The sequence below is a fragment of the Eubacteriaceae bacterium ES3 genome (genome assembly GCA_030586155.1).
Classification (GTDB): Bacteria; Bacillota; Clostridia; order Eubacteriales; family Eubacteriaceae; genus Acetobacterium.
In genome coordinates, this window is the sequence record CP130741.1 from 2,673,841 (window position 1) to 2,686,000 (window position 12,160).

12 protein-coding genes are annotated in these 12,160 nt (G+C 41.3%); 1 reads left to right on the forward strand and 11 read right to left on the reverse strand.

Going from position 1 to position 12,160, the window contains the following annotated elements:
• Window positions 1-6 precede the first annotated feature (6 nt).
• The 5 genes from nadA to modA form a co-directional block, all read right to left on the reverse strand.
• Window positions 7-915: a quinolinate synthase NadA gene (gene nadA / locus Q5O24_12305; protein ID WKY47134.1), complete on the reverse strand. Its 909-nt coding sequence runs from the start codon at window positions 913-915 to the stop codon at window positions 7-9.
• Between the two features lie 131 nt (window positions 916-1,046).
• The gene (locus Q5O24_12310) at window positions 1,047-1,895 is read right to left on the reverse strand and encodes a CHAD domain-containing protein (protein ID WKY47135.1); all 849 of its coding nucleotides are present in this window, start codon (window positions 1,893-1,895) and stop codon (window positions 1,047-1,049) included.
• Between the two features lie 197 nt (window positions 1,896-2,092).
• Window positions 2,093-3,154, reverse strand: a complete 1,062-nt coding sequence (locus Q5O24_12315) for an ATP-binding cassette domain-containing protein (GenBank protein WKY47136.1) — start codon at window positions 3,152-3,154, stop codon at window positions 2,093-2,095.
• Window positions 3,154-3,837, reverse strand: coding sequence for a molybdate ABC transporter permease subunit (gene modB / locus Q5O24_12320; GenBank protein WKY47137.1), 684 nt, complete (start codon window positions 3,835-3,837; stop codon window positions 3,154-3,156). Before modB ends, Q5O24_12315 begins: the two co-directional genes overlap by 1 nt.
• Window positions 3,838-3,920: 83 nt before the next feature.
• The gene (gene modA, locus Q5O24_12325; protein WKY47138.1) at window positions 3,921-4,715 is read right to left on the reverse strand and encodes a molybdate ABC transporter substrate-binding protein; all 795 of its coding nucleotides are present in this window, start codon (window positions 4,713-4,715) and stop codon (window positions 3,921-3,923) included.
• A 174-nt stretch (window positions 4,716-4,889) separates the two neighbouring features.
• Between modA and Q5O24_12330 the strand changes: the two genes are divergently transcribed.
• On the forward strand, window positions 4,890-5,846 hold the full coding sequence (locus Q5O24_12330) for a helix-turn-helix transcriptional regulator (protein WKY47139.1): 957 nt from the start codon (window positions 4,890-4,892) through the stop codon (window positions 5,844-5,846).
• Here Q5O24_12330 and Q5O24_12335 read toward each other — a convergent pair whose 3' ends face one another.
• From Q5O24_12335 to Q5O24_12360, 6 genes are read right to left on the reverse strand one after another with little or no spacing between them, the layout of a single operon-like run.
• Window positions 5,847-7,592 carry a histidine phosphatase family protein gene (locus tag Q5O24_12335; protein ID WKY47140.1) on the reverse strand — a complete coding sequence of 582 codons (1,746 nt, stop codon included), beginning with the start codon at window positions 7,590-7,592 and terminating at the stop codon, window positions 5,847-5,849.
• Window positions 7,582-8,400, reverse strand: a complete 819-nt coding sequence (locus Q5O24_12340) for an XdhC/CoxI family protein (protein WKY47141.1) — start codon at window positions 8,398-8,400, stop codon at window positions 7,582-7,584. The genes Q5O24_12335 and Q5O24_12340 overlap by 11 nt, the downstream gene beginning before the upstream one ends.
• Window positions 8,384-9,682: a radical SAM protein gene (locus Q5O24_12345; protein WKY47142.1), complete on the reverse strand. Its 1,299-nt coding sequence runs from the start codon at window positions 9,680-9,682 to the stop codon at window positions 8,384-8,386. The genes Q5O24_12340 and Q5O24_12345 overlap by 17 nt, the downstream gene beginning before the upstream one ends.
• Window positions 9,675-10,982, reverse strand: coding sequence for an AMP-binding protein (locus Q5O24_12350; GenBank protein WKY47143.1), 1,308 nt, complete (start codon window positions 10,980-10,982; stop codon window positions 9,675-9,677). The genes Q5O24_12345 and Q5O24_12350 overlap by 8 nt, the downstream gene beginning before the upstream one ends.
• 2 nt (window positions 10,983-10,984) lie before the next feature.
• On the reverse strand, window positions 10,985-11,431 hold the full coding sequence (locus Q5O24_12355) for a C-GCAxxG-C-C family protein (protein WKY47144.1): 447 nt from the start codon (window positions 11,429-11,431) through the stop codon (window positions 10,985-10,987).
• 19 nt (window positions 11,432-11,450) lie between these two features.
• Window positions 11,451-12,158 carry a class I SAM-dependent methyltransferase gene (locus Q5O24_12360; protein ID WKY47145.1) on the reverse strand — a complete coding sequence of 236 codons (708 nt, stop codon included), beginning with the start codon at window positions 12,156-12,158 and terminating at the stop codon, window positions 11,451-11,453.
• Between the last annotated feature and the right edge of the window lie 2 nt (window positions 12,159-12,160).

Below are 12,160 nucleotides of genomic sequence, written 5' to 3' on the forward strand. Positions count from 1 at the left end.
TCGATTCTACAAAGCCAGTTCAAGCATTTGATCCAGCGCTCTGACCGCTCCCGCTCGGATTTGCTCATCTACTTGAACCCCCACTTGTTCCTTTTCCAGTACGTCTTTGATTTTTTCCAAGGATATTTTTTTCATATCCGGACAGATTTGTTCGTTCTCGACCGTTAAAAACACTTTATCAGGATTCTTCTTTTCAAGCTCAGTCAGAATCCCCTCTTCAGTCAAAACAATAAATACCGAATCATCAGACTGATTCGCATAATCGATAATCCCTCCGGTGGAACCAATATAATCTGCCATTTCAAGGACTTCCATCGGTGCTTCCGGATGCACCAGCACCTTAGCTTCCGGTTGTTGCCCTTTCTTTTTCTTTAACGAGTCAACTGTAAAGGCCTGATGGACATGACAGAAACCATCATTTAAAATAAAGTTTTTCTCAGGAATCTGGCTGGCCAGATATGCCCCAAGATTCTGATCCGGAATAAAATAAATATTTTTCTGGGGAAGTTTTGCAACAATTTTCTTCGCATTGGAGGAGGTCACGCATACATCCACATACTGTTTAATTTCACTGGTCGAATTAATATAACACACCACTGCCAAATCATCATATTTTTCCCTGGCCGCTTTTATTTTTTCCTCAGTCGCCATATGAGCCATGGGACAATCAGCAGTCAGATCCGGCATCAGTACTGTTTTTTGGGGACTTAGCATTTTAGCACTTTCCGCCATAAAGGAGACACCGCAAAACACGATAGTCTGCTGTGGCAGGTCCTTAGCCAACCGACTCAAATAATAGGAATCTCCGACATAATCCGAAATCTCCTGCACCTCTTTATGCGTATAAAAATGAGAAAGGATGACTGCATCTCTTTCTTCTTTAAGCACTTTTATTCTTTCTACCAAGTTTTCCATTTATACCCTCCTGTTAAACCCCTTCAGCAATCTGCTTATGTCAGCTTTTAAAGGGTTTATTCCTTCAGAAAAGTATACCACCAAACTTTACACTTGACAACTTTTCTGTAAAGTTCGGTGGTGTTTTTAAGCTATTTACCCTGATATGCACCCATGATCTGCTCTGCTCTACTCATTTGCCACCCTACAACAAAAGCTATTTCCTTTTGCAGCTCAACACTTGGGTTCGGTATATTCATTAAAACATCCGCATTCACATAAGCATCATGAACTGTTCCTAAATCGTCCTGTATGGATTCAAAACCTTTAAGCTTTTTGGCTTCTGAATGATTCAACATAAACGACACCGATTCCAGAACATAACGGATTTTTTTGCTGAGAATCCGCACTTCATGTATGCTGTCAGGATCGGCGACGTTCATTCGCACGACAGCCTTTTCGGTTTTTTTTATCCACCTGCTGATTCCCCTTTTAATAAAGCTATTAGCATCTTCATTAAAGGCATTATCGAAGATTTCTTCCTTTTCAATAACACTATAAATTGCCAAAAGTCTATTGGCCACCTGGGAAACTTTCAGATTTTTCTTAAGGGTCGACCTGCTGGTATTTTTTTTATCGATAAAGATTTTTTCAAGCTCAATAAATTTCCAATCCCGAGCAAACATTTCAATTCTCTGGAGCTCTTCCAGAAATACATCGGTTTCCCTGGCATCACCAAACTGGTTAGCCAAATCTTTTAGGTCTGACTGGACCCTGATATAAATTCCCGGCACCATCATCGGTTTAAAGAAATTTAAAACCCCACGTAATTTTCTGATTTTTACCCGTACCTGATGGACCGCTTCCATATCATCAGGGTTTTCGTAATAGTCTTTAAAAGCCTCTTCGATGTCATCGCATCTTTTTATGGCTATTTCTTTTGCAGCTGTTTGTACCGGCATTTTTCTAAACGCTTTAGCAGTTTTTTTATTTTTTTTCATGTTGATCACCCTTTCATTTTCTTTATAGCCCCTATGACATTTAAATATTCACCAAATTTCCTCTCCCTTTTCAGAAACAGAAAAAGACAGATGCAAAATTTATAAAAATTTTACATCTGTCTTCATTAAATAAATTAAAATCGTGAACATTATTGATAGCGTATTTTGACGAAAATGAATTTTAAGCTATTTAAAATTTATCCCTCCATAAAAAACAATACTCCAGATGGCAATTGAATATAAAACGCTTCATTCATACTTTTTATCTTCTTTCGTTCTTCAGCCACCATAATAAGATGCAAATGATAATCCTGTTCTTTTAAAGGGACCCCATCTATCCTGACATAAACTGATGTTTTAAAAAATGTTTCGGCTTCATCCACCATCCAAACTTTTAAACAGTTCACACCCTTCGGCTCTTCAATAATACGGATCTGATTGGCCCGCATCCCAATAAAACCTGATTCTCCGGTCACTGCTTTAGTAAGGGTTAGATTTATACCCCATTCTTCCACAAAAACTTCATGTGCACCCGTCCTTTTGGCCTGAGAAATATTTTTACAACCGGTAATTCGCGCTGTCGAAACTGATCCCGGACTTGTAAAAAGGGCCTGCTTATTTTGAAAGGATTCAATCTCACCGCCAGAAACCACCGCAATATGATCACATAGCTGGTAAGCCTCTTCCATATTATGGGTTACAAACATTGCAATTCCATCATAATCGTGTAGAAATATCTGCATCTCATGAATCATCCGGTTTCTCAAGTGGACATCCAGAGCTGAAAAGGGCTCATCAAGAAGCATTATTTCCGGCTTTGAGGCAATGGCCCGGGCTAAGGCGACCCTTTGCTGCTGGCCTCCGGAAATCTGGTTTGGGTAACGGTCTTTTATTTCTGTCAGATAGTATTTTTCCAACAAATGCAGCGCCTCTTCCTGTTTCTTCTGTTTATCTCCATCCACCCCAAAACAAACATTTTCAAGCACAGTCATATTGGGAAACAGGGCATAATTCTGAAATAGAAAACCTACCCGTCGTTTTCTGATTGGCAAATGTATTTTCTTTTCTGAATCAAAGAAAACATCATCATCTACCTTAATACTCCCCCGAGCAGGATTTACCAGACCAGCTATACATTTTAGCAGCATACTTTTCCCCGATCCTGATGACCCCAAAACCCCAATCAGCTTTTTATCCGTCTCCAATTCCATATTAAGGGTGAATTCACCCAACTTTTTTTCAATATTAATTGATAGCATCAGTCACTTGCTCCTTTTCGCAATTTTTTCTGATACGATTCCCAATAGTTCATCAAAATCAGTACCGATAATGAGATAACCAGAATAATCGATACCCAAACCACTGCCACTTCCATATTATTACTCTGGGTTGCAAAATAAATAGCCAGAGGAATCGTTGTGGTTTTTCCAGGTATATTACCGGCTACCATAAGCGTTGCCCCAAATTCTCCCAGACATCTGGCAAAAGTCAGGGCCGTCGCCGCAGCAATTCCCGGACGGGCTGCCGGTACGGCAATTTTCCAAAATACGGTCCATTCATTTGCCCCCAGGGTTCTGGCTGCACTTAAAATATTGGAATCAATCTGCTCAAAAGCTCCCATCACTGTCCGATACATTAGGGGAAAGGCCACAAATACCGAGGCAATTACCGCCGCATACCAGGAAAAAATGATATTTACACCAAACATACTCATAAACTGGCCGACTGGACCGTTTTTCCCTATCAGTACCAGTAGGATAAATCCTGCTACTGTTGGCGGCAACACCAAAGGCAAAGTTAAAATCCCATCAAAGATCAATTTGAATCGACCTTTATAATTTGTCATCCACCAGGCAATTCCCAGCCCGAGAAAGAAAATTATCGCCGTTGCTGTTAATGTTACTTTTAAAGATATCCAGGCTGGACTTAAATCAAAATCCACGGGATCACTTCCTTTCAAAAATAAAAACGCGGTTATGACCGATTTCGAGTCGACCAAACCGCGATCACTATAATCATAAACTTTTATTCGTTGACTGTAAAGCCATAGCCTTCAAAAATTCCTATTGCTGTATCAGACTGTAAAAATTCGATAAACGCCATTGAGGCATCGGCATTTTGGCTGCTTTTAATCATCGCTACCGGATATATAATCGGATCATGGGTATCCGCATCAGCTGTTGCTACCACTTTAACTGAATCAGATACTTTGGCATCTGTAGAATACACAACGCCGGCATCCACGTTACCTGTTTCAACCCAGGTCAGAACTTCCTTAACATCTTTGCCAAATACTGCTTTAGCTGTTACCTGATCCAGGATACCAAGACTTGTAAAAACCTGTTTAGCATAACGACCCGCCGGTACACTTTCCATTTCACCAATTCCTATACTTGTAATTGACTCATCGGTTACACCTTCAAAACTATCAATGCTTGCCTCTGAATCTGCCGGCACGATTAAAACCACTTCATTTTGCAATAAATCAACCCAGCTTGCATCATCAAGTTCTCCAGCATCTTTTAAACCTGTCATTTCTTTCTTGGAAGCAGATAGAAAGACGTCTACTTGAGCCCCTTCAGAAATCTGTTGAGCCAACGTTCCTGATGAACCAAAATTGATAACCAGTGTTGTGTCTGGCGATTCTTCTGCATAAGCCTCCTGAATATCTCCCATTGCTTCAGTTAAGCTGGCGGCTGCTGAAACAGTCAATGTTACTGAATCGCCACTTGTTTCGTTTGACTCCGTTGCACACGCTGTTAGGGCAATCGTCATTGCCAAAACCAATAAAACAATTAAAACCTTCTTCATACTTTTCATTTTAATCCCTCCAAACAAAGTATAACAAAATGAAGTGGTGTGTATCTTTGATTTCATTCTGTTTCACCCATTATAGACTTTTTTTGTTCATCCTGTCAAGCGAAACGTTATTTAAAATTGCAAAACAAAACGAATCATGATATAATTATGAAAAATCATTGTTGGAGAATACTTATGGAAAATAACCAGGCTTTAACTGCACAAGACGTCGCTGATATTTTAAAAATTGCCAAAAACACCGTCTATGAATTGATCAAAAGGGGCGAACTCAACTCCTATAAAGTTGGAAGAAAGGTCCGTTTTACCCAAGAAGATGTGGATGAGTACATTAAGCGCTCAAAAACCATTCAACCCTCTCCACAAGTAGCCGAGCCCATCAAAAGCATTCAGCAGGACACTGCCGATATCGCAATTTCTCCCTCTCAATCAGGAGATTTCATTATTTGCGGTCAGGATCTGATGCTGGATGTACTCAGCAGTCAGGTTGAACATTTTCAGGGAATCCGAACCCTGCGTTCCTATATTGGCAGCTACAATGCTCTGGTTAACTTATATCAGGGAAATATTCAGGTCGCTACTGCCCATCTCTGGGACGGTGATTCCGACACCTACAATATCCCTTACGTCAGGCGACTGCTCCCCGGTATTCCAACTGTAATAATCAATCTGGCTTATCGAACTCAGGGCTTATACATTAGAAAAGGAAATCCTAAAAAAATTTCCGGCTGGAAGGATTTTGGCCGCGATGACCTGGTGATGATCAACCGTGAAAAAGGTGCCGGCTCCCGAATACTTCTGGACGAACACCTGCGCCAAATGGGAATAGATGCTCAGACTATCAATGGCTATAACCGCGAGAGCCAATCCCATTTTGCCGTTGCCAGCATCGTCAGCCGCGGTGGTGCCGACCTGGCTGTTGGTCAGGAAAAAGTCGCCCTGCAGATGAAAAACATCGATTTTATTCCACTGCAAAAGGAGCGCTATGACCTGGTAATTAAAAAATCAGATCTTAACGCTCCTGCCATTAAAGCAATCCTGGAGATTATCCGTTCTGACGAATATCGGATGGAGTTTGAGGGAATTACCGGCTACGACATTTCTGAAATGGGCAATGTGATCGCCGAACTATAACTACCAGCCCGGCCATTGGATATCCGACTTAGCTTTGACCATCATCACCTGGCCATATCCGCACTTTTCTTTAACTGTATTCTCTAAGGGAAGCCCTTCAAAAAAAGACCTGATTACAGCCATAACACCTGCATGAGTCACTATTATCAGGGGTTCTTGCGACTCATTATCAAGCAATTCAAATAATGCCTTATTGACACGGTAGGAAAGATCATAGTAGTTTTCACCACCGCTTATTTTATAAGACAGCCGATTTTTTCCCCGTTCTTCATATGCTCGGGGAAATTCTTTTTTTATGTCTTGAATCAATCTCCCGTCCCATTTACCTAAACTCATTTCCGCAAAAGCAGGAATTTCAAGTATCTCAATCCGCTTTCCAGTTCTTTCTGATAAATTGCGACAAATTATTTCAGCTGTCTGTCTGGTCCGTTTCAAAGGACTGCTGTAAATCACTTTAATCGATTGATGCTGCAAGCCTTCAATAGCCGCCAGACTATCTTTTCGCCCCTGTACATCCAGTTCTATATCCGTCTGCCCCAAAAATATTTTATCCTGATGTTGAACCGGCCGGCCATGACGAATCAGGATAATCTTTTTGTCAATTTCTTTGCGCGGTGGATTTTTTGCTTCTTTATATATTTCTTTTAGCGATCGACTCGCTTTTAACTCAATATATTTTTTAAGCTCCTCTGCTTTTGCAAATCTGTGTTCTATTGCCTGAACCGCTTCCAAATCATTTTCAAAGCGACTCAGCACTCTTTCCTTACGTTCGGCAAAATCGACAAATTCATGGCCAATAAAACATTTATCCGCTAAACAGAGTACATCCTGCTCCGTCACCGGTTCATTATTATCTTCTTTGGTATAAAACAAGTGGTTAGCCGTTAACCAGGCCAACCGATCCCAACCATAGCTTTCAAGAATTTCCGCACCTTTTTGATCGTGCTTTGCTTGTTTTCTGGCCACATCATGGAGAAGGCCAGCTGCAAAAAGCAGATTTTCATTCAAACCTTCACCCACCTGATTCAATACTACAGCCAAAGCATAAGCCAATTTAGCCACCGCCCGGGAATGTTCAACCACCTCATCTGGTGTGTTATTTTCTTTTAAAACAGCCTGACATTTTTTTTCATCAGGAATCTGTTTATTCTTATAAATCTCAAGCGCCTGATAAAAATCTTCGGGATGATCCATATCAAAGACTGCGCCTTCAAAGACTGTCGGCGTTTTAATCATTCGTGCCTGATGTTTTTGGGTTATCGCTTTCAATCCCCCGGGCGCTCCACTGTCTAATATTTCCTGGCGCAAATCCATTGGCAGTAGGGGTGGGTGTCCTTTCTTTCCCATAAAAATCGGAACAACCAGTGGCCTGGGATGGGCTTCAAAAACTTCAATCATATCACTTAGAAGTTTTCCGGTAACCAATGCGTAATCTACCGGCAAAATGAAGAAACCCATATTCTTGGGGTTTATCGCTTGCACTCCTTTCTTGACCGAAGTAAACATTCCATCCTTATAGCCTTCATTATATATACACTTAATCTTCTCTGTATTTATTGCATCTTCAATTACTTCAGCCTGATAACCTGTGACCACCACAGTCTCTGAAAGGCCTGCCAATTCAGCTGCCCGAATCAGGCGGGTGATGGTTTTGACACCGCCAATCTCCAACAAGGCCTTTAGCTGACCCATGCGGGAAGAATAACCGGCTGCCAGAATAATCAGAGAGTAGGATTTAGTTTTCATTCGCAGCTTTAACCTGAATAATTTCAGCGGCAATACTGACTGCAATTTCTTCCGGTGTTTCAGCACCAATCGATAAACCAATTGGGGCATGAACCTGTTTTAACATATCCTCTGTCACACCTTCCTCACGCAGACGATCAAAAATGGTTTTGTTTTTTCGTTTGCTGCCAATCATGCCAATATAAGCGACTTTTTCCTGCAACGCCCTTTTTAAAACCTCATAATCCCAGCTGTGGCCTCTGGTGACAATCACCAAATAGGTATTTTCATCACAGTCCAGTCCATCAAAAGCCGAACTAAAGTCTTTTACCAGCTTTACATCGCCAGCTTTTGGGAAACGCTGTCGATTAACAAATTCTTTCCGATCATCGATCACCGTGGTTTTGAAACCAATATAGGCCAGCATTTTCTCAACTTCCAGACCAACATGGCCGCCGCCAAAGATATAAACCTTATTAAAGGAAAGCCACTCCTGTCCAAAGTCCGGAGTATTATGAGCATCAATATATGCTATTCTGACCTTGGCATCACCACCGCACTGCATATCAATTCCCTGCTGATCTGCCGGAGTCAGGCTAAAATCAAAATCCTGTGTTTTTTTATCTTCCATTACCAGAGGACATCTTGCCTGTACCTCTGCTTCCAGTTTTCCTCCGCCTACAGTCCCATAAAAATTCTGTTCCTTATCCATGATCATGTAGGCCCCACGTTTTCTGGGCGTTGAGCCTACCGTTTCCAGCACTTCAGCCAGGACAAAATCCTCACCTTTTTCAATTAGATCTCTGCCAACTCTAACAATTTTTTGCATTCTTCTCACCTCTATATATAATATTATAAGCACAAAAGGGAATCATTGTCTTATCTTTCGTGGCAATCATCACCCGACATTTTTTAAGCCGTTCCAGATCCAGATTACCCTGGTCCTGAAATCCCATGGCGGTTATGGCAAAACTTTCTTCTCGAACTTTTTTTAAGATAATATCCCAATCGTCCTCCAGCTGAGTTACTTCTTTAAACGACCATTTAGTCTCAATAAAATCTCTGGCCTTTTCAATATTCGTATCCGAACAGGAACATTTTTTCTTATGAGTCGTTGGTTCCAGTTTCTTACCTACCCGTTTAAAATCTCCATGAAATGAACACCGGGGATGTCCAGATTCCAGGGGAACAAAATTTTCAGCTGTAAATTGCCCCTGAGACTGGTCTACCAGTTTTTTTATAAATTCCGGCGTGGTCAAGCGCCTGGCATTTTCAATCTCCCCTGGGAAGCGACCAAAATAGCTTATCGGCTGATAGTGAATCCCTCTAACAATCGGACTATTATCAATGGCAAATTCAAGAATTTCTCCTAAATGATCATCATTAATACCAGGAACCACAGTTACAACCAGCACCACACCCAAACCGGCCTTTTTACATTGTTCAATCGCCTTTTGTTTTGACCGAATCAGCTTCTGACCACGAATTTTCTGATAAATCTTATCATCAATCCCATCAAACTGCAAAAAAACTGATGATAGACCAGCTGCTTTCAGTTTTTCTGCCAGCTGAACGTCTTCCCCCAGCAAAAGCCCGTTAGTATTGAGCTGGATATAGGGGAAGCCCTTGTCTTTGCCCATTTCGATCACTCTTTCCAAATCTTTATATAGGCTTGGTTCACCACCAGAAAGCTGAATATTATAAGGGCGTCCACTGGTCTTATTAAGCAAATTGTCATAAATCGCTTCTACTTGTAAAAGACTCAAATCCTGTCCTTCCCCCTCTTCACTGGTGGCAAAACAGAATGAACAACGCTGATTACACCGACTGGTCAGTTCTATCAGGACACAGCATGCCTGTTGCTGGTGGTCCTGACAGGTTTCACAATAGTGGGGACAGATATTATCCGGGTCTTCAGTTTGAATATAATTGTCAGGTGACCATTTCTCCCATTGCAAAGCATCGTCCTGACATTCTTTCCAGACCAGTGTTTCAAATTCTCCATGTTCTGGACAAGTCCTTTTCAGATAGATCCCACCAGCCTTTAAAATTCGCTGTGCCGGTAACGTTTTTAAACAAACCGGACAGATACTTGCCGTTTTCTCATTCATTTCTGCTGTCTAGAATCCTCTCTTTTCGCATCGCCTTTTGATCGATTTCTTTTATGCTTCCTCGAAAAATTTTAATACGACCTTTAAAAGCCGTTAAATCTTTGATCTTTTTTTTCAGCTTTCGTTTTAGCTTTGCGAAGTCATCCTCACTGCCTGAAAATATCAGTCCCAATTCCACTACAACACCATCTTTTTCAGTTTGCTTAATAGCAACTGTGAAATCCAATACTGCCTTGTATCCAAACAGTACATCTTCCAACTGCGAAAGACTTAAAATCTGACCCGCACCCAATTTAACGATATTCTCCCGACGACCTGATATTCGTTCCATCGTTTTTAAATTTGTTTTGCAAGGGCAATTATCTCTGAGAAAACGGCCATAATCGCCAGTACGATAACGAATCAGTGGCATCGCCTCTCTGCTTAGAGTTGTAAAGACAACTTCACCCCACTGCCCGTCAGGAACAACAAATCCAGTCTCCGGGTCGATTATTTCAAAATAAAGATCTGCTTCCCGCAAATGATAACCAGTTTTTGCCGGACAAAAAACACCGCCACCGTAGCCCATTTCAGTACTGCCATAATGTTCAAAAACCTCTACACCCCATTTTAAAGCCAGGCGTCTGCTTAAAGCGGGTGACACATAATCGGTACTCAAAAGTACTGACCGCAAATATCCGGCCGCTTGAATAGCCTCTGCTTCAGCTTGCTGCGAAACCTCCAACAACTGTCTGGGAATCCCAACAATGCCAGTTATCTTTTCTTCAAGAATCAGCTTCGAAACTGCATTAGCATCCTTAACCACACCATAAATATAAGCCTGGGCTCCTAACTTTTCCAGCGCAGTTTTTAAAAGATCGCCAATGGAACCCGGCACCTCCCCGGGTAAGAGGACTAAAACCCGATCTCCACTTTTTGTAAAGATACCCATGCCATTTTTAAAAAAATCAACCGTCAGTGACAAATCGCTTGCGGAGAAGAATATTCGTTTGGCCAAACCAGTCGTTCCCGAAGTCTTAAGCGTAACAATTTTTTTAACCTTCTTGGGACTAATTGCCAGAAAATCCATTGGCTCCAATCTCAAATCATTTTCATCAGTAAATGGTAACTTCTTTATATCTTCTAATTCAAACATCATGTCCACTGGGTTAACTTTAAATTTTTCACGATAGTAACGACTTGATACAAACGCCCGATTAAGACTTTCTTTTAAACACTTTAACTGATAAGTCTTTAGTTCCTTCTCACTAAAATCAGGCTTGAAAATTTTTTGGGATATCCAATTATCGAGATTCTTCACGCTTATTCCCGTTCTCCTGGTTCATAACCATTTTCCTCAAGCAGTTCAAGCATTTTCACATAACCTTCTTTAATCAATTCCCCACACTTAACCGGATAAGTCGCTCCAGCCGACTCAAATTGAGTGAGGCCAATCAAATCGATACACTCTGTACTACCATTTTCTGCTTCAAACCACTCCATAAACTCCTGTACCATTCGATTATAACCAGGCTTCTCATACTCGCCATCAGCCCCTTTACCAGCATAAAGACCAAACACTGCAATCGCACCGGTTAAGACGCCGCAGGTTTTCTGAGAGCCGCCTATTCCATTACACAAACCACCCATTGCCCGTATCAGATCCTGATTTTCCAGGCCTTCCAGATCCAGGGCCATTTTCATTATAATCTGGCTACAGCAATAGCCTTTTGATGCAAGCCTAAATAAATCGAATTCAAGTTCATCCATCCCTATTCTCCCTTCATTTTTATTTTTTTTGAACAATCATCATAAAATAACCAGGTTTACAGGATTTAAGTCCCTTCTGAAAATCCGACTGGCACTGCTTTCCGTCACCCATATACTCAGACCAGAAATTATTCATGCTGCCGTATTCAAAAATAAGCTTAATGGTCAAATCTTTTAACAAGGATGATACTTCATTCAAACAGATAATTTTAAAACCGGCTTTTTCCAGTGTCTGAACTAAACTTTCCAGGTCATGAAGTTTACTGATGCAGGTATTTAATCCCTTATTTTCTAGGCTTCTTAATTGCCCTGGTCTCTTTGCATAGAGATCAGCAATCCCCCAATACCCATCATTTTGCAGTACTCTGTGAACTTCGTTCACAACCAGAGGCGCCTCCATCAGAGACAGGCTGCATTCCGACAGTACGCAATTAAAGGAATCTGCTTTAAAAGGCAATGCTTCTCCTTTTCCATTGACACAAGAAAGACCTGACTCACGGCATTCCTGCAACAGAATTTTAGAGCAGTCCAATCCAGTTCCCATGGTTCCCAATCGGTCTTTTAAATAGTTGAGGGTAGCACCGCGGCCACAACCGATATCCAGTAGTTGATTGTCAGCATTCAGACAGTTTTCTTCAATCATCAACTTGGCCAGTGCATGACCACCAGGTCTTAATGTCAATCCCAGACTTTTTTTCAAGCCCTCCTCTTCGTATAAATTTTTCACGC

Coding starts and splice junctions, on each gene's coding strand:
- nadA (WKY47134.1), bottom strand. CDS start 915: ATGGAAAACTTGGTAGAAAGAATAAAAGTGCTTAAAGAAGAAAGAGAT.
- Q5O24_12310 (WKY47135.1), bottom strand. CDS start 1,895: ATGAAAAAAAATAAAAAAACTGCTAAAGCGTTTAGAAAAATGCCGGTA.
- Q5O24_12315 (WKY47136.1), bottom strand. CDS start 3,154: ATGCTATCAATTAATATTGAAAAAAAGTTGGGTGAATTCACCCTTAAT.
- modA (WKY47138.1), bottom strand. CDS start 4,715: ATGAAAAGTATGAAGAAGGTTTTAATTGTTTTATTGGTTTTGGCAATG.
- Q5O24_12330 (WKY47139.1), top strand. CDS start 4,890: ATGGAAAATAACCAGGCTTTAACTGCACAAGACGTCGCTGATATTTTA.
- Q5O24_12335 (WKY47140.1), bottom strand. CDS start 7,592: ATGAAAACTAAATCCTACTCTCTGATTATTCTGGCAGCCGGTTATTCT.
- Q5O24_12340 (WKY47141.1), bottom strand. CDS start 8,400: ATGCAAAAAATTGTTAGAGTTGGCAGAGATCTAATTGAAAAAGGTGAG.
- Q5O24_12345 (WKY47142.1), bottom strand. CDS start 9,682: ATGAATGAGAAAACGGCAAGTATCTGTCCGGTTTGTTTAAAAACGTTA.
- Q5O24_12355 (WKY47144.1), bottom strand. CDS start 11,431: ATGGATGAACTTGAATTCGATTTATTTAGGCTTGCATCAAAAGGCTAT.